The organism is Spiroplasma endosymbiont of Halictus nicosiae, from assembly GCF_978018445.1.
Genome location: NZ_OZ389573.1, coordinates 1,319,681 through 1,345,958, shown reverse-complemented (window position 1 = coordinate 1,345,958; position 26,278 = coordinate 1,319,681). Strand labels below are relative to the sequence as shown.

Here is a 26,278-nt window from a genome sequence, read left to right as displayed (position 1 = left end):
TATTGTTTTTTTCGGTTTAACAACACTCTTTTTATGAAAACAAGCCAAAAAACACATGCTCTGACATTTCACAAGTGATTAATCTTGTCGAGAATTAAAGAAATAAATAGGAGAGTAAATCCGATCGCTTTCACACTTTCTTTAAGACTTCGTGCCATAGATGAGTTATCCAACTTTAAGCATCAAAAAATATTAAGTTTTAAAGATTGAATTTTGGATTAATCGTTAGATAGTATCTTTATTTTTTTATCTCATTATCTTTTTTAATTCTTTGTTTATTAAATATATTTTTTAGTAATTATATTTAACAATTAACTAACAACTAAATAAAACAATTATTCAAAATTTTTTAAGAAAAGAAAGGATGGATTTTTCTGAAAAAACATATTTTATTAAGTGTAAAAGATACTATCTAACGATTAATCCAATAAATATAAGTATTTTTTACAAAATAAAAAGCACTTTATTCTTTTTCAATAAAGTGCTACATTTGCATTTACAATTTACAACTGAAAAAAGTAAATTACTTTACTTTTTTTATTTTGATGTAAAATTATAAATAATAAAAAAAGAACCGTGTCAAGTTCTTCAGTACATGTTTTTCTCTACTTATATTTAACCATATAAAGGAGTAAAAAATGAAAGAATTTAATCCAAAAACAGCAAGTTTACGAACATTTTATCGTAAAATAGATGAATTTTGGCAAAATAAATCACCTAATAAACCATATACTTTGAACAATTTAACCAATGAATTCAATCTTTCTCGCAAGTGAAGATATGATACTTATGCGAGCGAAAAGATAGTTCCTTTGCTTGAAAAAAAGTTGATAGAATAGAAAGTGAAATAATTAACTTTATGATGAAATCACCTGATGGTGCTAAATTATATTGACAACGAGCATTTAATTATAAATATTCACTGCAAGAAAAACAGTTGGAACAAGAATTAAACTTAAATAATCAAGAACCAATAATAGTTAATTTACAAACGGATATTAGAGATATTAAAAAAGAAAGTGATAATAATGCTTAATCATTTTACTTATTTGTTAGAAACGCCTTATTGGTTGTTACAAAATAGTAGTATTGATAATAAATATCCATTTGCTAAGAAATATGAATTAGTTAATGAAATTAATCAAATTGGGACGCGATATAGTGGTAAAACTATATCAAATATTAAAATGTTTGGTGAATTATTAAAAATTAGTTTATTAATTAAAGAACCAATTTGTATCATTGCTAGTATGTATTGGAGTAAAGATTTAAAAGATAGTGTATTTCAAAATATCTGAAATATGTTAGATGAAAATAATATACCTTATACTATTAATTTATCAAATTTTACTTTTACTTTATCAAATGGGAGCAAAATATATTGTAAAGGATTGCATTCACCAAGTCGGAAAGAAAAATTAAAAGCCTTTGCTGATTTGAATAAATATAAATTAGTTATTGATTGACGAGAAGAATGTGACCAATTTCAACAAAAAGATTTAAGTGATTTAGAATTTGCTATTCGTGGTTATCAAAATAAAATAACAATTAATACATGTAATCCTGAAAGTTTAAAAAGATATATTGTTGGTTATTGTAATGAATTATTACCTTTTAATGAAGAAATAATGCGTAGTAAATATGAGCAAATTAAATATATTGAAAAATGAAATATGAAAATTATTATTCATTATTCTAGTTGAAGATTAAATTATGAATTACCACAAGATAAAGTTAATGAACAATTAAGATTAGAACAGTTAGATATTGAAAGAGCAAGAGTATGGAGTTGAGGATTGCCTGGCAATACAAGTGGGTCAATTTTTGATAGATATATTGATATTATGCAAGCAACAGATATTATTCAACCAACTAAATTATTATGTGGTGTTGATATTGCTAATGCTACTAGTCCTAAAGGACATACAACAGCGGCTAGTTTTTGAATATATAACTCATTTGATAAAAAAGCCTATAAAGTTGCTGAATATACTCATTCAAATGCTACACAACAATTTAAAACTGAATTAGAACAAGTTAAAGATATTTTAGATTTTTATAACAATCAATTAAATCAATACTTTAATTTAATACAACAAGGAATATCAATTAATGTTGATGATAGTGCTTATTCAACATTGCAAAGTTTAAACCGAGAAAAATATAATTATTCTTTTGGTCAATATATGACATTTAAACCAGCACAAAAACAAAAATTTAAAGTAAGACATCGTGTAGAGGCATTCACAATGTTAATAAATACTAATCAATTAAAATGATTATGAGAAAAATGTCCTGTAAGTAAAACCCAATATGAATTAATACAATGAGAAGATAAGCCTGAAGCAAGAGAAGAAAAAGTATTAGACTTATACGATGATATATTTGATAGTGATTTTTATGCTTTACATTTTGAATTAATACCAATGGTTAAGCATAATAGTTCAGCAGATTATAAATTATGACAAGAAAGGGAGTGAATAAATTAATGAAAAAAGATATTTATGTAATACATGATGAGCGTGTAATAAATGCAAAAAGACCTTATATGTCTGTTTGTGGACAAGTTAAAAAAAGACTTTGTCAAGAATTAAAAAAAGATAATATAGCAATGTGTAAATTAAATTTATATAACGAATATATTAAAAAATATCAAAAAGTTAAAGTATGTGTACAAGTTTTAGCAAATGAACCTAGTTTATTAACAGTAAATATTATTAATTATGCACTTATCTTAAAATTAAAGGAGCAAAATAACCATGAATAATACCTATCCATCTTTACCAAACTTAAATGATATTAATAGTGTTTTAAAATTTTATAATTATGATTGAACTATTAATTTAGCAAATATTATTGCTCGCCATCAAATGCGATTAATAAATGGTAAAGATATTTTATTTAAGTCGCATCGTAAAGACATTTTAGAAAAATTAAATTGATGATATGAAACTTATAAAATAAAAGAAAAATTAGATAAGAATGAATTAACAGCAAGTTTAATGGGTAAAACTATCTTTGGTTTATTAGAAACTAGTGATGGCAATATTGATTTATGAATTAACCCTTTTAACTTTACATCTCGTGTAAGTAAAATAAATGAAATTGAACACGGTGCTGATATTTGATTAAATTATCATCAATCAGATAGTGGTTTTATTTTAAATTTAATTTGTACCAAAGATAAAATAGTCATTAAAGGTTGACCCAAAAATAATGAAGTAGTTGTTGGTCAAAGTAAAACACAAATTAAAGATGATGTTAGACCTGTTTTAGTACAAGAATTTAAAAATAAATTAGGTATAGTCCCTTTTTGAGAAATGATAAATGAACCTAATCCTTTATTTTTTTCAACATCAACCACTTTAAATCCATGACCAACTATGGCAAATTGTTATAAATTACAATTTGATTTAGAAGATAGTTTTAATATTAAATCAAAAGAAAGATATGCAAATCGTACGCATTGATATGGGATACTAAGTGATGATTTAATGACTGCTTATAACAAAGGCAATAAAAAAGTGCTACAAGATGTATTTGATGATATTTTTGTTCAATCAAGTTCATCAACAGTAGATGGTCAATTATCCCAATCTTTACAAGTAGTACAAGGTACACCAACCTTAGAAACATATACCGAAGACCAAAAATCTATTATTGAACAAGTATACTTAGCATGTCATTTTTCTAGTCCTTTTGGTGATAAATCAGATAATGACCAAAATAAAACACAATCATTATTAACTAAAACCAAAGATTTAGAAAAACAAGCATATTTACAAGCATATCGTAAACAATATTATACTAAGATGTTTGATACTGTTTTAAAATATTATGGTTTATGAGATGGAAATGGTGAACGCCCTTATGGATTTGATTTTGTTAGTGCTAGTTTAGTAGATCAAATGCGACAAAATGAATTAATTACTGCTAGATTAAAAAATGGCACAATGGAGCCAATAAGAGCAATAACTGAATATGATAATATTGATGAATTAGAAGCAACCAAATATTTTGAAAAAGTAGAAAAATGACAAGATAAAATGCAAGCCAAAGAAATTGAACATAATAATAAATTACTAGAATATGATGAAACTGGTAATAATCAAAATGCCGTACAAGGTAGAACAGAAATTAAGGAGAATTAATAAATGCAAAAAATTAGTCCAGCAGCTATGCAATGATTAAGAACAGGAGCAGGTGCTACTGCAATAGATATAAGAGAAAGTATAAAAGAACATAGACATTGAATGGTATTTCCTTTTAATGTTTATAGTTCATATATTCCTGATACTGAAACAGGTTGAAAACCTAATAATGCTAAACCAAGTGATTATGGTAGTTATTCAAGAATATTTGATAATATGGAAAGTACGATTGCTCAATGACAAGGTAGTTTAAAAATAGTCCAAAAATATAAAGGTGAAGAAATTACTATCTTAACGATTGATGATTTTAATAAAGAACCTATTAATTCAACAATATGAGCAAATAATGAAACACCTTTTGCTATAAAATTAAAAGATGAAAATAATAATGTTTATTGAAAATTAATTGATGGTGAAAATATTTATGATATTAATAGAATGTTAGAATACTTAAATCAATATAAATTAAGTTATTTTATGAATAATGATAATAAAGCCAATAACTTTTATACAAAAGAGGTAAAAGTTGGTAAATATTGAGATGCTTATATGGTTGATGATGTAAGTTCTATTAAATTTGGTGATGCTAAATTTGAACAAGTATTTACTCAACAATCAACAGAACGACAATATACTTTATTAATTTTAGATGAAGATATTACTAAATTAAATATTAATGATTATTATAATTTTTATATTGTATTTAATGACCGTGGTTTAAATATTGGTGGTGGTGATATTAATTCTGCACCCCAAGATAGACAATGATTATATCCATCAAATGTTATTAATTATTATTCCGTAGAAGATGGTGATTTCTTATGACAAGAAATTACTTTTTCAAGTATTAATGACAAAATTAGTAATAGTGGTTTATCAGTACGACAATTTATTCAAACAAGTGCCCCAGGTGAAGGTTATTGTTTTCCTAAAATAACTTATGATGAAAAACTAAATAAAGGTATTGTTGAATTAGATGAGATTTTATTAAAAGACCCAGGTGTTAGAGCAATGGCAGTTAAATTTTATGGTAATCCAATCTTTTTTGATATGCCAGTTATTGGCCGACCAATTATTAAAGGTCAATTTAATAAAAAAGTAATGAATTCAAGAGATTTATTAATGTATAACATGTTTCCTGCACCACCTGATAAAATAAATACTTATGCTTCACCCGAAGTAAGTTGATATAACATTCAAGGAATACAACCAACTATTATTACTGGATATAAAGATTGAAAAGAACATATTCAATCAATGTCTGATTTTTGAATTGAAAAAAATAATGAGGGTATGATAATAACAGATAAAGCAAGTTCAACAGCAACCAATCCGACTGTTGGAACAACTATTAAGGAAGAAGACAAAAATTCTAAGCCTTATTGGTCTAAAAATTGAATGATTACTCCACCAGATAAAGTAAAAGTAAATAGTGGAACTATTAATAATATTATTAGTACCCAAGCCTCATCATATTTTAGAAGAAAAGATGAATTCGGTAATACAGTTGGTAATGTTCAAATTGAATATAATAAAATGGGTGCATGTAATGTTTGAGATATTTTAAATATGAATAATTTTATTAATCGCCAAATTACAGTATTACCTTTAAACTATACGCAAAAACTAGTATTTAATCCTTTTACTATACCTGCTATTGGAAAGTTTTTAAACTTTGTTTCGTTTGGCATTCCTTGGGACTGAATTGGAAATTTAACAATTACCCAAGATGATAAATGACCTAATTTCCCATGACTTAATGGTTTTATGAGTGCTAATGTTTATAGTTTTTATAATGATGCCTTTTGAGGTGATAAAGCTGCTGGAAAAGGTTATTTACCATTTGAAATATTTAGAGAACAAGGGAATGATAAAATTGGTGCTATGATTGGTGCTAATGCTACTAGTTTTAGTTTTACTACTTTATTAACCGATAAAATACAAGGCAATGTTTTTGAAAAAGATAATAAACCAACTGAACGAATAACTTATTCAACTTATAATTTAAAACAATTAAATCCTAAAACTAATCGTATATATTTAATTAATGAATTAGTAAGAGCAGTAGATGCTCAAACACCAGTTAGTGATAGTGAAAAAGATAATGATTGTGAATTCTTACAAACACCCGATGGAACAAATTGTAGTTATATTATTGATATGTTTTCAATACAAGCATTATATAAAGGTAATTTTGAAATTATCTTTTATGCTGATAACCCATATACTAATAATGAAGAAGATTATTTAAAATTATCAGTATGGAGTTTCAGAGGTAAAACAAAAAGTGTATTAAATAATTATTTACGTGATATGACAACTAATTACAAAACTAGTTTCTTATTACCACATGATTATGAAATACCAACCTTTAATTACCCTGAATATGTATTGCCACCAGTACCATATAACTATAAACCATATACCAAAGATATTATGCCTTCCGATGTAGTACTACCATTAAAAACTAGATTTAATTCAGAAATAAAATGTAAACAAGTAGATAGTAATTCAATAAATTTTTTTGCAGATGAATTTAATTATGGTTATTATGAGGTAGAAATTGACTTAAAACAAATTGACCCAACTATTCAAAGTATTAGTAAATTTCAAGATGCTTATAAAACTATTGAAATAAGTAATCTTAATAATATACAAGTTGAATGTGGACAAGCAAATATAGAGAATTTTATTCCCGATAGAAATGTTGATTTATATGGAGCAGTTGATAATTGTAATAATAAATTATTTTCATTATCAGAGGTAAAATTATTAGAAGATGGTTATTCACAAGTTGATAAAGTTAATTTTAAATTTGATATTGATAATTTAATTGTATTAAATACTAATGAAATACCAATAAATGATATTAAAACATTTAAAACTGGTTATACTAATGGTTTACCAAGTGAAAAAAAATATTATAATAGATATGAAGCACCAAATAATATATTTGAAATATATTTTTCATTACAAATAACATCACGGTCTAATAAAGTTAATGATAAAATTAAAGAAACTTATTTACAAGCATATTATACTAATGATTTAAAATTAAAAATTAGATTTTCAAAAACATTAATTGGTAATTTATCAGCAAAAATATTAAAAAGTACCAGATGATTTTGGGGTAATAAAGATTATATTGTATTAAATATTAATAATCCCAATATATTAGGTATTCGCAATAAAAGTGATAATCCAGTTAAAATTACATTTAAACCGAGATAAAAAAAGAGATTTACATCTCTTTTTTCTATTTTTACTTAACTTTTATATTACCATTTTCATCAATATCTAATAAATCAGATATATTAGTATCTAAATTTCAACGATAAACTGATTTAAATCTTGTAGCAGGTCAATCACTTATAACGCTATAAGAACGAATAACAATTGTAACCATCGGTGATTTTCATTCTAAATTTAAAGTATAATTTTCATCTTCATTCTTTTTATCAATTTCAATACTTGGATGAGTTCTATCTATTAGATTATTATTTTTAAACTTAGTAATATTTCAATTTTGACCTTTTCATACAATATAATATCACTTGTTATTAACCGTATTAAATGGTTTTTCTTGTGGTGCTATTCATTCTAAATTATCTCTGATAGTTTGATTTTTTGTATTTATTTTGTTTTCTTCTTTTAGTTCTTTAAGTTCTTCGGGTGTATATTCTTGTGGTTTATTACAAGCAACCAAACTTGTTGTGCTTGTTCCAATTAAAGTGATTGTTTCTAAAAGACTTAATATTTTTTTCATAAAATTTAATTTATATAAATACTATTATTTGGATTAGTATTATCGAAATATCCAATAGTATTTGTTTCAATAATAATTGATTTATTATTATTTAAAGAAAGTCTTTTTTCATTAAAATAACTATAATGTTCTCAAATAAATATTGCTATTACATTAACATCATCATTAGTAATTGATCCACCAGCTTCAGAATGATCTGATTTTGAAATATTAGTAATTATTAATTTTAATTTGTTTATAGATTCTTCTTTTTTATTATTATTTAAAATATCTTTAATCTTATTGATAGTATCAAAATTAAACTTAACTTTTAATTTATCATGTTCTAAAGGTTCATATCATTTTTCAAAAATTTCATTTGTTAATAATTGATTATTAATGTTTATATAATATAAGCTTTTATCTGTTTTAATATATAAAATTTTTTCATTAGAAGAAAAATTAATATTTCATGCAATATCCTCTACTTCAGCTCCAATTATTTTTTCAAAATTATTACCATCTGTTGATTTGTATATTTCTCTATTTAAACCAGCATAAACAGCACCATTTGATGAAACTATAATAGAAGCCACACCTTTTTCTTCAGGAATACCATTTACTTTATTGAATGATTTGCCATTATCTTGACTTTTATATATAGCGCTGATATATGATAGTCCTCCCGGTCTTGTTCCAATATAAATATCTCCATTAGGTTCAACTGCAAAAGATTCTACTCAAATATTACTTGGTAAAGTTGTGACTTCACTAAAATTAAATGAATCGCTGCTTTTATATAATTTACTGACAATTTCCACGCCGCTTGGACCGCCACCTCAAATATTTCCGTATCTATTTTGAATGTCTACATTTATATAAATATCTCCATTAGATGCAAATCTCAAAAATTTTATTTCATTAGAAACTGTGCCCGCAGGAATACCATTTACTTCAACAAAAGAATTCCCATCATTTGATTTATATAAATTTGCTCTATTAAAAAAACCCGAACTTCTTATTACAAATAAAGAGCCGTTTTTAGGGTGTATATCAATACTTCAATACTGTGTTTCTTTAGATGGTATATTTAGTTTATTGAATGAAACTCCATTATCGTCACTTTTATATAATCCATTTTCTCAAGTTCCTACATAAATAACATTATACTTAGTAATTTTTATAAGTCTTATATTTTCATTTCCAATAATACCACTTACTTTATTAAAAGTAATTCCATCTGTACTTTTATAAAGACCATTTATTGTAGTCCCCACAAATAATGTTCCATTTGGCGCAATCGCAATAGCGCTTATATTTTTATAGTCATTAAATTTATTATTAATGTCTTTTCCTATACGATTAAATGTAATTAGATCATTTGATTTATATAATTTATTACCAACTCCAACATAAACAGTATCATTTGATAAAACTTCAAGAGGCCCTAAATATTCATTTTCAGGAAGTCCATTAACTTTTTTAGCAAAAGATGTATTTGTTAAAACATTCCTTTTGATTATATCTAATTTTTCTTCTTTTTGATAAGGACTAGCGACAATTGTTGTTGGTACAGCAGTTCCGCTAATTGTTAATACGCTTAATAAACTAAGTAACTTTTTCATACTTGTTTTTCTCCTTTTCTTAACCTTGAAACTTTTTATCAAGTTCTACCTGAATTATATATATATATATATATATATACAAGCAAAATTAGCGTTTATTTTAATAAATTTATCTTGTTAAATAACCCTTATTACGCGTTTTAAGGGCTAAATTAGCAATCAAAGATATTAAGTTTAGAAAAATAATAATAATATATATAATATATAATAAATAATAATATTATTTATATATAAATATATAAAATATAAAGTGTTGCATTTGTGAACTATTAGTGTAAAATACTTATAATGGTTTATCCTTTTAACAAAAAAGTAATTTACGGTTTATGCTTTCCGCCTTAAAAAGACTTATGCTGACTTGTTATTCGAACAAGAATAAAAAAAGAGAGGTTTATAAAATGGCACTTACAAAAGAACAATTAATCGAACAAGGTTTAAGTGAAGAAATTGCAGATAATATTTTAAATGAATTTCATAATGAAACAAAACAAATTATTGAAGGTATACAAAAACGAAAAGATACTATTTCAAAAGAAGATTATTTAAAAGTTTCTAATGAATTAGATGAATTAAAAGCATTTAAAGATGTTCCATCTACTAAAATTGAAGATATTAAAACTAATTTAGAAAAAGTTAGTTGTAGTTCTTTATCTGAAAAAATGCAAACTTTAAAAGAATTAAAACCTGATTTGTTTGTACAAGAACAACCAGCAGTTTCACCAACTAATTTTATTAAAGATATGATTGAAAAATCAACTGAAAATAAGAATGATGAAATTGAAACTATTAAAGAAAAAGGAGCATATACTCCTGATGAAATTAAAAAAATAACTGATTATACACTTAAAAACCTTAGATAATAAGGGAGTGAAATATTATGGCAACAATTAATTTGCCACAAGTACCTTTTGCATTACAAGGTAATACAACAGGCCAAAAAGCGTATGTTGATATGGTTAATGCTTTATTGCGTGGACCTTTATATAATGAATATGCAAGTATTATGCAGTATGCTACTGCAACCGCAGAACAAGTTGCTTGATTACCAAATGCTGGTCAAGCACTATATAATTTAACTCATCGTGTGGTATGACAAAATGATTATTCATTACCAAATGGTGGGACAACTCAAACAATGGGATTAACAAGAATTCCAGTTCCTATTGATAAAAGATTTAATTTAAAATTAATGAATGAAGCTTTTGACTTAGCATTAATAGAACAAAATATTAAAAATGGCGTTATTGCTGATGCTATTTCTAGTGTTGTACAGAATAAATTTGTTAATTTAGAATGTGAATTAATTCAGGCTATTTATGATTATTGTTTAGCAGATGGTCAATATGAAGTAATTCCATTTCGTAGTTATACAGCTGAAAATGCTGATGATGCAAATAAAGCATTCTTTACATTAAATGAAAATTTGATTGAATTAACAAATCAAATTAGTAATTTATATTTTGGTTTACCAACTGATAAAATGTTTATGGTTTTAGGTCGTAGGGCGTATTTAGGATTAACACCTGCTTATTTAAAAGTAATTGGTTCACAAGCTTAATTAAAAGCAATGGTTAATGGTGAATTATATGAAAATACTGCAATGGGTATTCCTGTGTCTAAAAGTTTTCATTTAGAAAAAATATATACAAAAGGACAAGTTAATCGTGATAAAGGTTATAATTTTACTAATGTAAATGGTTTAATTATTAATAAACAAGTATGAGCATATCTAATTAATATGGATACTATTCAACAAGTTTTAGATAATGATACTGCTAATCCTAAATGAATTGGTAAAGTACAATATGCAACACCAACAATTTTATATCCAAAAACATGTAAAATTATTTTGGAAAAACAACCAAGCCAAGATGAAATTACTGCCGCTAAAAGTAATCTAAATAAAACTTTTAGAGTTCCAGTTGATTATCTAATTTCAGCATCAAAACCAGAATCAAAACCAAATAATCAAGGTTAATATAAAATGAATTTACTAATATTACGCGTTTTAACTTTATTAGTATCTAATTTAGAAAATAAACCTTTAATAAGTAAATTTGTAAATTTAATTAATAGAGTTAATCAAGTTAAAAATAAAATATTAAAGCCAATTAATTATATTAGTGATAAATATAATAAAATTACAAATAAAGTTGAAGATATTTATCAGTGATTAAATCCATTTACTTATTTAGATTTAATTAAAAAAGGTCATAAAAAAGAAATACAACAAATATTAAGTCAATTAGAAAAAGATAATAATATTAAAAATAGAGAACAATTTAAAAATGAAAATTATTTAAATACTAATTGACAACCTTTAAATAGTAGTTGACTTGATAGTGGTATGTTTAATATTACAAATAAGTTAACTTTAACAGGTAATTTAACTATTTTAATATATAGAAAAACAGCAAAACATCCGAAATTTTATGGTCCATATGTTTATCCTAGTGTTCCAGTTGAAATATGAAAATTATTAAGTAATGCTGTATCTAATGCAGGGACTTTATTTTGACGTTATTGATTAAGAAAATGATTACCTAGTCATTTAAGAAATTATATTAAAAAACAATTACCGCAAGCATTAAAAGAAAAATACCCAAAAGGAACTACTAAATTAACATTACCAACAGTTCAAAAATTACAACAAATTAAAAACTTTATTAATAATTTAAAGATTGGACATTTTAATTTTAATTTTGCTGGTGAAATTAATAATAAAAAATGGTATCGTGAACGTCGAAGTGATGTTAAAAATATTAAGAATTTATATAAAACACCAGTTAAAAATATGTTTTACAAAACTAATCAAACTATTAAAACAATTAAGAAAACAAGAACAAGAATTAATAGTTATAAGCCAAGTAATTTAAAAAATAAATATCGTAATCAATTAAGAGGTGTATTATATGGAAAATAATTTAAGTAATTTATTATTTATAACAGTTGAAGATGTTAAAGAAAGTAAACTTTGACAACCTATTAATGAAAGAAAACAATCTGCTTATAATGATAATTTAATTTATAATGCTATTTTAAAAACTAGTTTATGAATGGATAGATTATCAGGCGGGACAATTTCCGATAAGATTAATAAAAAAGAATTATTTCCATGAGTAAAAAAAGATAATACTGGTTTAATTGAATATGATAAATGATTAAGTTATATTCAATCTGCTTGTTTATTAGCAGTTATTAATTGATATTTACCAAAAGGAGTTAATGATTTAACTGGTAGTGCATCATTTTCACAAGGTGGTGTTGCTTATTCACAAACTAATGACCCTGAAGCAAATGAAAATATTACTCGTGATGTTAAAAATGCTTTAAAATTAGCGGGTGAAATAATTGATATTATATCTAGTAAAACAGTATTTAGACCTTATAATTATAATTTAGATAATTATGCTCATTCATGAGAAGAAGAATATAAACATATTAGTAAAAAAACTTTTTATCCAACATTATTATTTTGATTAAAAAATAGAATTGTTAAAGATAATAGTATTAATATTAGTTATCCTGCAAAAAATGATTTTAGTAAAATTGATTATAATGAATATATTAAATTAGTAGTTCCGTTTGATAATGATACTATTTATGAAGAAAATGGTGTTTGAAAAGCAAAACAAAGTGGTGAAAATCCATCGGATGTTATTAAAGATAGTGATTTAAATAAAAATTATATTGAAAAAGTTGATGATAAATATATTGTAAAAACATCACAAGATATTAATACTAAACAAGATAAATTAGTAAGCGGTACAAATATTAAAACTATTAATGGTTCTTCATTATTAGGCAGTGGTGATATATCTATTAGTGGTGGCAATGATTGAGAATTAATTAATTATCCAGAAGCAAACGAAAAATTAACATTTAAAATTCCAAATTATGATTTAACAAAATATTACTATAAAATATCAATTTCAATAACAGATTATGCATCTGCTAATAAATTTGTAACATATTATTTTGAAACAATATCACAAAAATCAATTTTTACATTTTTAGCAGATAATTCATATGAAAGAATAACAATTAAGCAAGATGGCTCAATAAAAAATGATTGTAAATTGTACTATGAAGTGTAGCACTCTACTTAATTTTATTATAACACCAATAAAATAAATGTTTAATATAATTTATTTTAAAAAAATTTAGTAGTTTTGTTTTAAATTTATGAATTTTGGCACACTGAAAAATAAAATGATTAAAATTTTTATAGGTAATTATATTAAAAATTAAACATTTATATAAAAACTTCTTTTGAAAATAGTCAATGTAAAGATTTTTTAAGTTTAGAGTATATTATATTAGCAACTTCTTGATAATAATTTCTTGAATAAATACTTAAATCAATTCCTTTGGAAAATCAATGTCTAAAATCACGAATTGCTATTTCAACTTTGGGTTTTTGAGTTGGAGTTCCAGCATCACAAAAATATACTTTAGCATTTGTTATTTTTTCAATTTTTTCTCAATCAGCAAATTCTTTGCCTTGATCTGTTATTGTTCCTTTGCATCTATCTTTAAAAAATCTGTTAGAAAAAATTCGTTTTAATGCGTTTGTAACTTCTTTTGTTGTTTTTTCTTTTAATGATTCAATAATTTTAAATTGGGTTAATTCTTCGATTAAAACTAAACAAACACTATTATTTTTACCAACCATAGTATCCATTTGAAATCAACCAAATTCATTTTTATCATGTTTTGCTTCTTCAATAGTTCTAAAATTTCTTATTTTTCCACGGTTATCAATTCTATTTTTTGTTTTATATTTTCTACCATGAAAATACAAATTATCTTTCTTGAAATTTAAAAATCCCAAATGAATATATTTATATAAAGTTTTAAAACATACCGGAAATTTAATACCAAACTCTTTTTCATATTTTTTACAGATTTGTTCTGGTGAATCATGAAATTTGTTATATTTTTCATCTAGTCATTCTAAAATATTTAGCAATAATGATGATTTTTTAAAACATTTTTGTCGTTTTTGTAAATAATCTTCGTGTGCTAATTTAGCGTCATATTCATTATCTTTTAACCTTTTTATTTCTTGTCTAATTGTATTGCGATTTTTATGCAATATTTTTGCTATTTTAGATATATTCGATTTACCATTTTTTCTTTTTAAAGAATCAAGTTCTAATAAATATTTTAACATTACTCTTTCTTTAAAAGTAAAATGATGCTTTGTTTTATCCATTTTAAAAAATCCTTTCTTTTATATACAAAGCTAATTATATAGTTTTTTGAGGTTTTGGGCGAGCGGTTGATTTTCTTAAATTTTTGTGATAAAATGATTTATAAGTTAAAAAAGATTTTGAGATTCTTTCAAACAAATTTGGGAACCTTTATAAAATTCTTCGCTTAACGCTTAGAATTTTTCCCAAGTATTTTGAAAAGCGTGGCAAAAGTTTTTTTAAACTTTAAGGAATTTTTCACAAACTTATGAAAATTCCGCGAGCCCAGATTTAGTACAATATAATCACAATAATAATCATTTGTATAATTTCCTTTCTAAAATATATTTAAAAGTGCTTATATATAATGTCAATAGATCTTGAAAAAAGTTTCAAGATAAAAGATAGGAAATTATAAAAAATGAAAAAATTACTTAGTTTACTAAGTGTATTAATTTTTAATATTTTATTTAATCAAATAGAAAACGGTATCGTATTAATTCATGAAGATGTTTTTCAATTATTTTGTGAAAAAGCTATTAGTATTTTTTCATCAATTTGAGAAATGGCAGAACCAGAATTAATAGCAGCTATAGTATAGTAGAATTAAAATATGAAAAAAATATTAAGTCTTTTGAGAACAAACACTTTAATTGGAACAAGTACAACAAATTTAGTTGCTTTTAATAAACCACAATATAGCAAAAAAGAATTAGCAGATTTAAAAGAAAAAAATAATATAAAAACAAAAAATGGTATTTTAGAATGAATAGCATATCAAGAAAAACCATTTAATCAAATTGATAATAAATGATATTTTGTTGTGTGGCGTATTGATGAAAGTGCTGATTGGCGTATTATTAAGTTTAAAAATAATGAAATGACTATTAAAATTGATAATTCTAATAATCGGCAATTGCAGAAAACTGATTTAGGTATGGGAAGAGATTTATATATTACAAATAATTCAGGGTTTGTTAAATATGTGACACATTGAACAGATGATAATGGTTCTTACTTTAAATCAGTTTATCGTTGAAATAATGATAGCGAACCAAAAATATATGTTGAAAATAAATTAAAAAGTTATTTAGATTTATAAATCTAAATAACTTTTTATATTTCTAATGTAATTAATGATAATTTTTCATTATTTTTATTAAATAAATTGTAAATTATTAATATTAATTTGTTCTTTTGTGGGTGGATAGGAAAATATTAAACTATTTGATTGTTTTAAAAAATTAAAAACTGTGATATTTGAATATGAGTTTTCATCTTCAATGCCATTTTTATACAAATATCATTCATTATCTTCGATTAATTGTAAATATGTATTTCTGTCTTTTCCATTGACTTTAGTTCCGATAGGACAATTTTTGATTAATTCTAAGTTAATATCTTTTCCTTCAGTAATTTTTTCATTTATTTTTTCAATAAAAATATTTATATCATAATTCCCATAACATCATATGCCAGATATTTCGATTTGATTTAAATTAAATAGTTTTTCGTGTTTTAAAAAAGTTATTTTAATACTGTCCTCAACTAAATTTTTAGTTATACTCACTCAATTTGATTTAGAATAAAGTAATTTATTTCATTGAGAAAAATAGTTTAAATAATCTTTTATTTTGTCATTAGAAACAATTAAATTAGTTAAATATTTGCCATATTCACCATCAGATAGTTTAATTTCAGCAGGAATAAGAGAAGGTATATTATTTGTTTCTAATTCACTTGTTATGGATAATCAATTAAAGTAATTTGCTTCTAATTGATAAATATAGTTTTCTGAAATATCTTTGTTTTTAACAGTTACTTTAATTTCATCATTTTTATTAATATTATTTTGATTTTTTAAATTTCAATCTGTAATTTGTCCTGTTTTAGGTAAAATAAACGGTGTATTTGGTTCGCTATCATTATTTCAACGATAAACTGATTTAAAGTAAGAACCATTATCATCTGTTCAATGTGTCAGATATTTAACAACTCCTGAATTATTTGTAATATATAAATCTCTTCCCATACCTAAATTAGTTTTCTGCAATTGCCGATTATTAGAATTATCAATTTTAATAGTCATTTCATTATTTTTAAACTTAATAATACGCCAATCAGCATTTTTATCACCACGCCATACAGCAAAATATCATTTATTATCAATTTGATTAAATGGTTTTTCTTGATATGCTATTCATTCTAAAATACCATTTTTTGTTTTTATTAATTCTTTTTCGCTATATTGTGGTGTATTACAAGCAACTAAATTTGTTGTACTTGTTCCAATTAAAGTGATTGTTCCCAAAAGACTTAATATTTTTTTCATATTTTAATTCTACTATACTATAGCTGCTATTAATTCTGGTTCTGCCATTTCTCAAATTGATGAAAAAATACTAATAGCTTTTTCACAAAATAATTGAAAAACATATCTTCATGAATTAATACGATACCGTTTTCTATTTGATTAAATAAAATATTAAAAATTTGTTCCCCCGTCATTGAAATTTCTGTAGTTTGATCTGGAATAAATTCAGCTTCACTGTCTCTTCATGGATCTCTAACATAATAAGTATCTTCAAGTATATTTTCTTTATTTGGTTTGATTCCAACAATTAATGCAGCATGATAAGAGCTATCACATCCTTCATCATCATATTCGTCGTCATCAAATAAACCACCAAACATAATAGGAGATTGTCTAGAAAGAGATTCCCATATCTTGAAACTTTTTTCAAGATCTATTGACATTATATATGTGAAAATGCCTTAAAGTTTAAAAAACTTTTGCCGCGCTTTTCAAAATACTTGGGAAAAATTCTAAGCGTTAAGCGAAGAATTTTATAAAGGTTCCCAAATTTGTTTGAAAGAACCTCAAAATCTTTTTTAACTTATAAATCATTTTATCACAAAAATTTAAGAAAATCAACCGCTCGCCCAAAACCTCAAAAAACTATATAATTAGCTTTGTATATAAAAGAAAGGATTTTTTAAAATGAATAAAACAAAGCATCATTTTACTTTTAAAGAAAGAGTAATGTTAAAAGATTTATTAGAACTTGATTCTTTAAAAAGAAAAAATGGTAAATCGAATATATCTAAAATAGCAAAAATATTGCATAAAAATCGCAATACAATTAGACAAGAAATAAAAAGGTTAAAAGATAATGAATATGACGCTAAATTAGCACACGAAGATTATTTACAAAAACGACAAAAATGTTTTAAAAAATCATCATTATTGCTAAATATTTTAGAATGACTAGATAAAAAATATAACAAATTTCATGATTCACCAGAACAAATCTGTAAAAAATATGAAAAAGAGTTTGGTATTAAATTTCCGGTATGTTTTAAAACTTTATATAAATATATTCATTTGGGATTTTTAAATTTCAAGAAAGATAATTTGTATTTTCATGGTAGAAAATATAAAACAAAAAATAGAATTGATAACCGTGGAAAAATAAGAAATTTTAGAACTATTGAAGAAGCAAAACATGATAAAAATGAATTTGGTTGATTTCAAATGGATACTATGGTTGGTAAAAATAATAGTGTTTGTTTAGTTTTAATCGAAGAATTAACCCAATTTAAAATTATTGAACCATTAAAAGAAAAAACAACAAAAGAAGTTACAAACGCATTAAAACGAATTTTTTCTAACAGATTTTTTAAAGATAGATGCAAAGGAACAAAAACAGATCAAGGCAAAGAATTTGCTGATTGAGAAAAAAATGAAAAAATAACAAATGCTAAAGTATATTTTTGTGATGCTGGAACTCCAACTCAAAAACCCAAAGTTGAAAGAGCAATTCGTGATTTTAGACATTGATTTTCCAAAGGAATTGATTTAAGTATTTATTCAAGAAATTATTATCAAGAAGTTGCTAATATAATAAACTCTAAACTTAAAAAATCTTTACATTGACTATCTTCAAAAGAAGTTTTTATACAAATATTTAATTTTTAATATAATTACCTATAAAAATTTTAATCATTTTATTTTTCAGTGTGCCAAAATTCATAAATTTAAAACAAAACTACTAAATTTTTTTAAAATAAATTATATTGAACATTTATTTTATTGGTGTTATAATAAAATTAAATAGGGTGCTACACTTCATAGTACAATTTACAAATTAATACGATAAGATTTAAATATATCAATTAAAAACATAGAGAGAAAGGAAAATTATTAATGAAAAAAAGTACATTATGACTAATTTTAGTTGGTATTATTAATATCGGTTCGTTATTAATAAATGTCCATTTTATGAGTCAAGACAACCAAGGAAATGTAGCAAATAATGTTAAACAAGAAACTAGGGTTAAAAGAAGTTTCAATGATAATCAAGATGAAATTGAAGCGTCATTAGAAAGTATTTTTACAGATACTAAAATTTTATATGCTTCATTTCGACCAATATTATGAACTCAAATTATTATTTATCGTACTATTGTACAAACAAAAAAAGAGTTTATTATTTTTTTTATTGCAGAGATATTTTCTAAAGCAAGAAATGTTTCCATTGATGGAAGAATTAGAAGATTAGAATATATGTCATCATTCGCTAATTTGATTTGAAATAATTGAAATAAAATTAATGCGATTTGAAATGATAGTGACAAAAAACATCGTATACGAATTGTTGCAAAAATATTACCAAACATTATTGTTTGAGAAACTTATCATGGAAAACATGAAAAATGAATCTTATCCGAGTATCTTTCAACTAATATTAGATATGATGAAGGTGAAATGGTTTATTAAAATAAAATTAGCAAAAAGTTGATTTATATTACTATAAAAATACTTGCATTTTTTAATAAAATTTGTTAAATATATTATTGGCAGTTACATATGCCATTTGCTAATAGTTATGTTAAATAAGGAGGAATATTATATGATTAAACCACTAGGAAAAAATATTGTCTTAGAAAAAGAAGAAAAAAAAGAAACATTTATTAATGGAATTTATTTACCAGAAGATGAAAAAAGCAAAAGCAATATTGGAAAAATAATTGCAATTAGTACTGAAGTTAGTAAAGATGGGACCTTTGAAGGAAAAATAAATAATAAAGTTCTTTATCGCGAATATGCCGGAACTGAAATTGAATTTAATAATAAAAAATTAGTCTTAATTTCTAATGAAGATATTTTAGGCGTAATTGAAGAATAAAATTAAAGGGGGAATAGAAATATGTCAAAATCAATTAAATTTGCTGAAGAAGCAAGAATGAAATTACTTAATGGAATTAATAAATTAACTGATGCAGTAAAAGTGACTTTAGGACCAAAAGGAAAATATGTTTTATTAGAAAAAACTTATGGTTCACCATTAATTACGAATGATGGTGTTACAATTTCAAAGGAAATTGAATTAAGCAATCATTTTGAAAATATGGGAGCTAAGTTAGTTGCTGAAGTTGCTAATAAAACAAATGATGTTGCTGGTGATGGAACAACAACGGCAATTGTTTTAACTCAAGCAATTGTTAAAGAAGGATTAAAAAATATTACTGCTGGTGCAAATGCTGTAGCTATTCGTAATGGAATTGAAAAAACAGTTAAAGCAATTGTGGATTTATTAAAACAATCAGCAAAAGAAATTAAGTCAAAAGAAGAAATTGCACAAGTTGCGAGTGTTAGTTCAAAAGATCCTAAAATTGGTGCCTTAATTGCTGAAATTATGGCTAAAGTTGGTAATGATGGGGTTATTACGATTGAAGAATCAAAAACAATCAATACTGAAACAAGTGTTACTGAAGGATTACAATTTGATAAGGGATATTTATCACAATACATGGTAACTGATAGTGAAAAAATGTTAACAGAATTTGAAAATCCATATATTTTAATTACTGATAAAAAAATTAGTAATATGAAAGAAATTCTACCAATTTTAGAAAAAATTGTTGAAGAAGGACGTCCATTATTAATTATTGCTGATGATGTTGATGGTGATGTTTTACCGACATTATTACTAAACAAAATGCGTGGTGCTTTCAATATTTGTGCTGTTAAAGCACCAGAATTTGGGAATAACCGTAAAGATTTATTGGAAGATATTGCTATGCTAGTAAAAGGTAAATTTGTTAATGGTGATTTAGGAATGGATTTCAAAACTTTAACTTTAGATGATTTAGGAACGGCAAAAAAAGTAATTGTTTCAAAAGATACGACAACAATTATTGAAGGAAAAGCAACACGTGCAGAAATTGAAGATCGTAAAGAATTTATTCGTAATCAAATCAAAAATGAAAAATCAACATTTGAGCAAGTTAAATTGAAAAAAAGATTAGCTAAACTTGCGAATGGTGTTGGAATCATTAAAGTTGGTGCACCAACTGAAACAGAAATGAAAGAGAAAAAATTACGAATTGAAGATGCCTTAAATTCAACTAAAGCTGCTGTTGAAGAAGGTATTGTTGCTGGTGGTGGAACGGCATTAGTACAAGTTGGGAAAAAATTAGCAAATTTAAAATTAAATGATGAAGAAAAATTAGGATTAAATATTGTGTTACGAGCAATTGAAGAACCAGTTCGTCAAATTGCTGCTAACGCTGGTGTTGATGGTTCAATTATTGTTAATAAATTAAAAGAACAAAATGACAATTTTGGTTATAATGCTGCAACAAATACATGAGAAAATATGATTGAGGCAGGAATTGTTGATCCAGTTAAAGTAACACGTTATGCTTTGCAACATGCTGGTAGTGTTAGTGCTTTGTTGTTAACAACAGAAGCTGTTGTAGTAAATAATGATGAAGACAAACAACCAAAAGCACCAAGTTATCCTGACTTAGGAATTTAATTAAAGAAACATTATAAAAAGACTGATTTCAATCAGTCTTTTTATAAATTTATTTTTATTTTATTAGCTTTATAATGTTTTTATGTTCTCAATTTTAATATATTCTGAAACAATTCCTAAGATATCATCTTTAAAATATCAAATTGCAATACAAATTAAAGCAATAATTACTAATAAAATAATTGTATAAATAATTCGTTTAATTTTAAGATATTTAATAATTAAACATAATAAAATAATTACGATAACAGCAATTGTTGATGGCATTTCAATTGAAATAATTTTGTTTCAAATTTCTTGTTATTTTGTTATATTTGTTAAAAATAACATAGTTTTTTACCCTTTCTAAGTTGTAAAATTTATCATTCATTACCTAAACAGGTAAATTATATCAATTTTTTTATAATGAAATTGTAAAACATTTGCCTTAGGGTAATAAAAACGATTTGTAAGAAAATAAGAAGGATTTATGTGATTTACCTTTTTTGTTTTACCGAATTTTTATATATTAAAAATTTTGGGTCTTGTTTGATATGGTGTATGATAAAAACAATTATTGTCAGATAAATGGTAGTCGTAAAAAAGCTTAGTTTTTATAAAAATTATAAATAAAGTAATTAAATACAAATTAAAGTAATCGCTTATTAGAACGATTTTTTTTACCTACAAACTAGTTAATTTTTATAATTTCCTTTCTGTGATTTATTATATTTTTTTGGTTTAACAACTAATAATATCATTTTTAATAAAGGTACTATCTGATGAATAATGCAAATACTAAAACTTAATATTTTGATGCTTAAAGATGGATAACTCATCTATGACACGAAGTCTTAAAGAAAGTGTGAAAGCGATTGGATTTACTCTCCTATTTATTTCTTTAATTCTCGACAAGATTAATCACTTGTGAAATGTCAGAGCATGTGTTTTTTGGCTTGTTTTCATAAAAAGAGTGTTGTTAAACCGAAAAAAACAATATCGGACACTAAAAAACAAGAGGGTTGGAACTCCAAAAGGTTATTTTCTTTATATAAAGTTGTGTAGGGATGGATAAAGCGTAATTAATAACTGGGTAAACTGTTTTTTTATTTCCGTATGGGGGTAAACTCTATCAAAATATCCTATCCGCCCCGGCTAACTCCCCAAAGTGAAGCGGGCGGCGAAGTAATTAAATACTAAAATAAATTACAAGAATTAATAATATGTGCTTATCCAGTAACTCCAAATAATATTAATGATGAAATTTGATCAACAAATAAAAAAAATAAGGAGTATATATAATGACAGAATATATAATGAAGATTTTAAAAATGTTTTATTAAAATCTTATGATATTACTGATGATATTGAAATCATTAAAACACAATTGCAAAGTGTTTATGATGAATTAATTAAGGTACAAACAGTTAATACTGGAGGCGTACCAAAAGTAGTAAACAAAGAAAACAATATTTTAGATACAGACAATGTATTTAATAAATAGAAAAAAGGAATAAAAATATGGATCCAAAAACAATTTTTGGCGATATTGCTAATCAAGCAACACAAAGAGACCCAGAAACATTTGAACAATGATATTTACAAACTTATCAACAAAAATTTAGTTGAGAAGCTTTATTTGCGTGAAAAGAAGCAAATAAATTTGGTTTAACATATAAAAGAAAGAAAAATATTAAATATAATGAAGGTTTGGAAAAGATTGACAAGTATTTAATACCGATGATAATCTTCTAAAATATTTAACAGTAGAATTTGAAGATGGAGTTGTTGAATTAGATACAATTTTAACTTTTGCTCGTAAATTAGACCCTGTAGAAAATGATTTTAATCCTAATCTTTGGGCTGCCGATATTGAGCAAGCAATGGATACTGAGGTTGCTTATAAACGCAATAAAATTTTAGAAATTATTAATAAAGGAACAGTTACAACTATTCAAGGCAAAAAAGCAGATGATAAAAATGCTTTACAAATTCATGATGAAATTATGGATAAAATATATGAAAACGGCTTTACTCCATCAGAAACAATTGTTTTAGGTTCGGCTGATTTTATTCGTGGAATTCGTAATAAATTACAGTTACAACTTGGAGCAAACGACCAAATAAATAGTGTAATCACAACAAGTGGAGCAATGAAAACTGTTGAAGAAACAACATACTATATGGTTCCTAAAAAATTACCAATTATTAATAAAGATGGTTCAGAAGGAACAATTACTCTATTACCAGATGGTGTTAATGCAATTGCCTTTAAGTTTAGTAAAAAATATGACCCTCTTATTTTACGCAAAAAAGATCATACTCCGTTAAGAGTTGGTGCTGCTGCGTTAGGTACTGGTATGGGTAATACTTTGATTATGGAAAGAGTTTTATATTTAGGTGAAGCAGTGGTTGAACCAAAAAGAATTATTAAACATATTGTTTTAAAAATTGATATTAGTAAAATTAATAAATTAGATAAACCAACTATTCATGTTGCAGACCCAACAAAAGCAACAGCCGAAGAGTTAAAACCACAATTTAAAGATGTTGTTTTAAAAGCAGTAAAAGCAGTAAATAGTTCTTTAACTGAAAGTGATTTTGATTACTTTATTGAAAGTGATGGTCTTGATTGACCAATAAATATTACAAATGATACCAAGGTTTTTGTCCAAATTGAAGGTAAAAACAACGCTACTGGTCAAACAAATCCGATTGATGTTAAAATTAAAAATTCTTAATAGTACTAAAAAATAGTACTTTTTCGTTTGATAAATGATATGCCAATTGGAACATCTAAAACACCCCCCTTATTTATGCTGTTAAAAAAATCCAACTAGATTGTCAATCCAACAACAAGAAAAAAGTTTTGGTTTACAGTTATTAGAATTTTTAGGAATTCAAGTTTTAGCTCTTGGTTTATCAGTTTTAACTGGTGGTATTGCTTCGGCTGTTGGTCTTGGTGCGGGATTATCTAATTTTGCCGCAGCATTTATCTCGTTTGGAGTAGAAACAGCAACCGATTTTGCCGTAAATCAAATATATGATAAATTAACATCAGAAGTAACAGCAAAAAGTACCGCCTTAAATTTGTTATCAGCAATTGGTAGAATTGGTAAATTAACGCGTGCTGTTCAAACAACTAGAATTTTAAAATTAGCAAAAGAAATTAAACTACTTGAAAAATTAGGTGTAATAACTGCTAATAATTTAGAAGATGTTGTAAGGCAAGTTACAGGTAAAAAGATTTTATCTTCTAAATTAATATTTGATTTTACAAAGCAGGCTAATAATGAAACTTTATTATATACAATTGGAAAATTAGCTCGAAATGATTTTTATAAAGGTTTTAAAGTTTCTAATTTAGAAACAATTAATAATTTATTAAAAATTAAGAAAAATATTCAAAAAATAAGTCCTAAATTAGTTCAAAAAATACCACGCGTGAATGGAAAAAATGCTAATAAATGATTGTCTGAATATGGATTAAATATTGATAAAATAAGTAAAATTAATACTAATGAGTGATATAACATTATGACTAATCTTCAAAAAAGGTGTTGTTGGTAAAAATCTACTATTAAATGCTAATTTTAATGAGGGGCAGTAAAATATATAATAATAAATTATTAAATATTTTTCGTCAAACACCAATTAAATTAAATAAAATTTTAAATCATTTAAACCCAAATTTTTATATTAAAAAAGTAACTAAAAAATTATTAGCCCCAATTGAAAAACAAATAATTACTATTAAACAAAAAGTAATTAGTAAAATTACTGATAAAACTAAAAAAATATTATCTAAATTTGAAACTAAGGCTATTAAAAAAAGTCAATTATTACCTTTTGTTTATGGTTCTGATGTTTTTTTAGCAGTTAAAATTGTTCCTTTATCAGTTGCGGGTGAAGTTGCTTTAACAATATATTATAAAAATCCTAAATATGTCCCTATTGTCGTTATGACAACTTTAATCAAAGCAGAACAGTTTGTTTTGGCTCCTGAACCGTTTAAATTCTATATGAACAGTGAGTGGTTTATTGGTTGGGGATTTAAAAAACAAGTTTGTTTAATTTAGTTTCTTTTGCCCCACTTGCTTATCAGCAAGTAGTAAAAGATAGTTTTAAAATATATCGGACAATTGCTAAGATATTAAAAATTCAAGAACAATTTAAAAATAACTTTAATAAAGATAAATTGTTAAATACGCTAGAAGATAGTGCAATTACTAGTTTATTGGGTAATGGACTAGTATTTCAAGCATATAAACAACTCAGAACAAAACAAGATTTAAACAAAAAAATTAAAACAAAAATATTACTAAATAGTAAAAAATTTATATTAAAGAAAATATATTCTAAAAAAAGTAAATGATAAGGAGATGATTAAATGTTAAATGAATTATGATAAAATGTTACTTTGGAAAATTATAATAATTTTATTCCAATGACAGGTAAAATTACAAAAGTTCCAGTTCGTTATAATAAGTTCTTTAAAGGTGATGTAGAATTATGATTTAAAACATTTGCTTTAAGAGCCCAAAATATGATTAATTCTTACTTAAACTATCCATTGTTTTTAACATTTACTTTAATTTCATTATCTTTGTTATTATTAACATTTGGTTGTTGTTTTAAATTTCAATCAATAATTTTTCCAGTACTTGAATCAATTAAAGGTTTAAGAGGTTCACCACCTCCATTTCAACGATAAACTGCTTTAAAATTTTGTCCCTTATCTTCATTTCAAAAAATTCAT

30 protein-coding genes are annotated in these 26,278 nt (G+C 24.6%); 24 read left to right on the top strand and 6 right to left on the bottom strand.

The window, feature by feature from the left end; translation table 4 throughout:
- The first annotated feature begins 638 nt into the window (after nt 1-638).
- From ACZ91P_RS09320 to ACZ91P_RS09295, 6 genes are read left to right on the top strand one after another with little or no spacing between them, the layout of a single operon-like run.
- Nucleotides 639-839: a hypothetical protein gene (locus ACZ91P_RS09320; RefSeq protein WP_465155339.1), complete on the top strand. Its 201-nt coding sequence runs from the start codon at nt 639-641 to the stop codon at nt 837-839.
- Between the two features lie 20 nt (nt 840-859).
- Entirely contained in the window at nt 860-1,036 is a 177-nt protein-coding gene (locus ACZ91P_RS09315) for a hypothetical protein (protein ID WP_465155337.1), read from the top strand.
- Entirely contained in the window at nt 1,029-2,489 is a 1,461-nt protein-coding gene (locus tag ACZ91P_RS09310; RefSeq protein WP_465155335.1) for a PBSX family phage terminase large subunit, read from the top strand. Before ACZ91P_RS09315 ends, ACZ91P_RS09310 begins: the two co-directional genes overlap by 8 nt.
- Nucleotides 2,462-2,767, top strand: a complete 306-nt coding sequence (locus tag ACZ91P_RS09305) for a hypothetical protein (protein ID WP_465155333.1) — start codon at nt 2,462-2,464, stop codon at nt 2,765-2,767. The genes ACZ91P_RS09310 and ACZ91P_RS09305 overlap by 28 nt, the downstream gene beginning before the upstream one ends.
- The gene (locus ACZ91P_RS09300; protein WP_465155331.1) at nt 2,760-4,151 is read left to right on the top strand and encodes a hypothetical protein; all 1,392 of its coding nucleotides are present in this window, start codon (nt 2,760-2,762) and stop codon (nt 4,149-4,151) included. The genes ACZ91P_RS09305 and ACZ91P_RS09300 overlap by 8 nt, the downstream gene beginning before the upstream one ends.
- Nucleotides 4,152-4,154: 3 nt before the next feature.
- On the top strand, nt 4,155-7,382 hold the full coding sequence (locus ACZ91P_RS09295; RefSeq protein WP_465155329.1) for a hypothetical protein: 3,228 nt from the start codon (nt 4,155-4,157) through the stop codon (nt 7,380-7,382).
- A 31-nt stretch (nt 7,383-7,413) separates the two neighbouring features.
- On the opposite strand, the gene ACZ91P_RS09290 is transcribed toward ACZ91P_RS09295, so the two are convergent.
- Together ACZ91P_RS09290 and ACZ91P_RS09285 are read right to left on the bottom strand one after the other, a co-directional pair.
- Nucleotides 7,414-7,917 carry a lipoprotein gene (locus tag ACZ91P_RS09290; RefSeq protein ID WP_465155327.1) on the bottom strand — a complete coding sequence of 168 codons (504 nt, stop codon included), beginning with the start codon at nt 7,915-7,917 and terminating at the stop codon, nt 7,414-7,416.
- Between the two features lie 5 nt (nt 7,918-7,922).
- Entirely contained in the window at nt 7,923-9,521 is a 1,599-nt protein-coding gene (locus tag ACZ91P_RS09285) for a DUF6242 domain-containing protein (protein ID WP_465155325.1), read from the bottom strand.
- A gap of 326 nt (nt 9,522-9,847) precedes the next feature.
- On the opposite strand from ACZ91P_RS09285, the gene ACZ91P_RS09280 reads away from it, so the two are divergent.
- From ACZ91P_RS09280 to ACZ91P_RS09260, 5 genes are read left to right on the top strand one after another with little or no spacing between them, the layout of a single operon-like run.
- A complete protein-coding gene (locus ACZ91P_RS09280; protein ID WP_465155322.1) occupies nt 9,848-10,381 on the top strand; it encodes a hypothetical protein in 534 nt (177 codons plus the stop codon).
- 17 nt (nt 10,382-10,398) lie between these two features.
- The gene (locus tag ACZ91P_RS09275) at nt 10,399-11,079 is read left to right on the top strand and encodes a hypothetical protein (RefSeq protein WP_465155320.1); all 681 of its coding nucleotides are present in this window, start codon (nt 10,399-10,401) and stop codon (nt 11,077-11,079) included.
- A 9-nt stretch (nt 11,080-11,088) separates the two neighbouring features.
- Nucleotides 11,089-11,499 carry a hypothetical protein gene (locus ACZ91P_RS09270; RefSeq protein ID WP_465155318.1) on the top strand — a complete coding sequence of 137 codons (411 nt, stop codon included), beginning with the start codon at nt 11,089-11,091 and terminating at the stop codon, nt 11,497-11,499.
- 6 nt (nt 11,500-11,505) lie between these two features.
- On the top strand, nt 11,506-12,444 hold the full coding sequence (locus ACZ91P_RS09265; RefSeq protein ID WP_465155316.1) for a hypothetical protein: 939 nt from the start codon (nt 11,506-11,508) through the stop codon (nt 12,442-12,444).
- Nucleotides 12,434-13,618, top strand: coding sequence for a hypothetical protein (locus tag ACZ91P_RS09260; RefSeq protein ID WP_465155314.1), 1,185 nt, complete (start codon nt 12,434-12,436; stop codon nt 13,616-13,618). Before ACZ91P_RS09265 ends, ACZ91P_RS09260 begins: the two co-directional genes overlap by 11 nt.
- A gap of 158 nt (nt 13,619-13,776) precedes the next feature.
- Here ACZ91P_RS09260 and ACZ91P_RS09255 read toward each other — a convergent pair whose 3' ends face one another.
- Nucleotides 13,777-14,739, bottom strand: a complete 963-nt coding sequence (locus tag ACZ91P_RS09255) for an IS30 family transposase (protein ID WP_465155312.1) — start codon at nt 14,737-14,739, stop codon at nt 13,777-13,779.
- Nucleotides 14,740-15,137: 398 nt separating this feature from the next.
- Between ACZ91P_RS09255 and ACZ91P_RS09250 the strand changes: the two genes are divergently transcribed.
- Together ACZ91P_RS09250 and ACZ91P_RS09245 are read left to right on the top strand one after the other, a co-directional pair.
- On the top strand, nt 15,138-15,317 hold the full coding sequence (locus ACZ91P_RS09250; RefSeq protein WP_465155310.1) for a hypothetical protein: 180 nt from the start codon (nt 15,138-15,140) through the stop codon (nt 15,315-15,317).
- 12 nt (nt 15,318-15,329) lie between these two features.
- On the top strand, nt 15,330-15,818 hold the full coding sequence (locus tag ACZ91P_RS09245; protein WP_465155308.1) for a hypothetical protein: 489 nt from the start codon (nt 15,330-15,332) through the stop codon (nt 15,816-15,818).
- 57 nt (nt 15,819-15,875) lie between these two features.
- On the opposite strand, the gene ACZ91P_RS09240 is transcribed toward ACZ91P_RS09245, so the two are convergent.
- Nucleotides 15,876-17,048 carry a lipoprotein gene (locus ACZ91P_RS09240; RefSeq protein WP_465155306.1) on the bottom strand — a complete coding sequence of 391 codons (1,173 nt, stop codon included), beginning with the start codon at nt 17,046-17,048 and terminating at the stop codon, nt 15,876-15,878.
- Between the two features lie 29 nt (nt 17,049-17,077).
- The gene (locus ACZ91P_RS09235; RefSeq protein WP_465155304.1) at nt 17,078-17,473 is read right to left on the bottom strand and encodes a hypothetical protein; all 396 of its coding nucleotides are present in this window, start codon (nt 17,471-17,473) and stop codon (nt 17,078-17,080) included.
- A gap of 244 nt (nt 17,474-17,717) precedes the next feature.
- Here ACZ91P_RS09235 and ACZ91P_RS09230 point away from each other — a divergent pair, with 244 nt between their 5' ends.
- The 4 genes from ACZ91P_RS09230 to groL all read left to right on the top strand — a co-directional run bounded on the left by ACZ91P_RS09230 (nt 17,718) and on the right by groL (nt 21,540).
- Nucleotides 17,718-18,695: an IS30 family transposase gene (locus tag ACZ91P_RS09230; RefSeq protein ID WP_465155301.1), complete on the top strand. Its 978-nt coding sequence runs from the start codon at nt 17,718-17,720 to the stop codon at nt 18,693-18,695.
- A 228-nt stretch (nt 18,696-18,923) separates the two neighbouring features.
- Complete coding sequence (locus ACZ91P_RS09225; RefSeq protein ID WP_465155299.1) at nt 18,924-19,496, top strand: hypothetical protein; 573 nt, start codon at nt 18,924-18,926, stop codon at nt 19,494-19,496.
- 133 nt (nt 19,497-19,629) lie between these two features.
- Nucleotides 19,630-19,905: a co-chaperone GroES gene (locus ACZ91P_RS09220; RefSeq protein WP_465155297.1), complete on the top strand. Its 276-nt coding sequence runs from the start codon at nt 19,630-19,632 to the stop codon at nt 19,903-19,905.
- A 21-nt stretch (nt 19,906-19,926) separates the two neighbouring features.
- Nucleotides 19,927-21,540, top strand: coding sequence for a chaperonin GroEL (gene groL / locus ACZ91P_RS09215; RefSeq protein ID WP_465155295.1), 1,614 nt, complete (start codon nt 19,927-19,929; stop codon nt 21,538-21,540).
- A gap of 69 nt (nt 21,541-21,609) precedes the next feature.
- On the opposite strand, the gene ACZ91P_RS09210 is transcribed toward groL, so the two are convergent.
- Nucleotides 21,610-21,807 carry a hypothetical protein gene (locus ACZ91P_RS09210; protein WP_465155293.1) on the bottom strand — a complete coding sequence of 66 codons (198 nt, stop codon included), beginning with the start codon at nt 21,805-21,807 and terminating at the stop codon, nt 21,610-21,612.
- A 967-nt stretch (nt 21,808-22,774) separates the two neighbouring features.
- Between ACZ91P_RS09210 and ACZ91P_RS09205 the strand changes: the two genes are divergently transcribed.
- The 7 genes from ACZ91P_RS09205 (at nt 22,775) to ACZ91P_RS09175 (ending at nt 26,233) form a co-directional block, all read left to right on the top strand.
- Nucleotides 22,775-23,023, top strand: coding sequence for a hypothetical protein (locus tag ACZ91P_RS09205; RefSeq protein WP_465155291.1), 249 nt, complete (start codon nt 22,775-22,777; stop codon nt 23,021-23,023).
- A gap of 17 nt (nt 23,024-23,040) precedes the next feature.
- Nucleotides 23,041-23,274 (top strand): hypothetical protein, encoded by a 234-nt coding sequence (locus ACZ91P_RS09200; protein WP_465155289.1) that lies wholly within the window; start codon nt 23,041-23,043, stop codon nt 23,272-23,274.
- 128 nt (nt 23,275-23,402) lie between these two features.
- Complete coding sequence (locus ACZ91P_RS09195) at nt 23,403-24,260, top strand: hypothetical protein (protein ID WP_465155287.1); 858 nt, start codon at nt 23,403-23,405, stop codon at nt 24,258-24,260.
- A 100-nt stretch (nt 24,261-24,360) separates the two neighbouring features.
- On the top strand, nt 24,361-25,089 hold the full coding sequence (locus ACZ91P_RS09190) for a hypothetical protein (protein ID WP_465155285.1): 729 nt from the start codon (nt 24,361-24,363) through the stop codon (nt 25,087-25,089).
- A gap of 26 nt (nt 25,090-25,115) precedes the next feature.
- Nucleotides 25,116-25,598 carry a hypothetical protein gene (locus ACZ91P_RS09185; protein ID WP_465155283.1) on the top strand — a complete coding sequence of 161 codons (483 nt, stop codon included), beginning with the start codon at nt 25,116-25,118 and terminating at the stop codon, nt 25,596-25,598.
- Nucleotides 25,586-25,897: a hypothetical protein gene (locus tag ACZ91P_RS09180; protein WP_465155281.1), complete on the top strand. Its 312-nt coding sequence runs from the start codon at nt 25,586-25,588 to the stop codon at nt 25,895-25,897. Before ACZ91P_RS09185 ends, ACZ91P_RS09180 begins: the two co-directional genes overlap by 13 nt.
- Nucleotides 25,898-25,939: 42 nt before the next feature.
- Nucleotides 25,940-26,233 (top strand): hypothetical protein, encoded by a 294-nt coding sequence (locus ACZ91P_RS09175; RefSeq protein WP_465155279.1) that lies wholly within the window; start codon nt 25,940-25,942, stop codon nt 26,231-26,233.
- Nucleotides 26,234-26,278 lie beyond the last annotated feature (45 nt).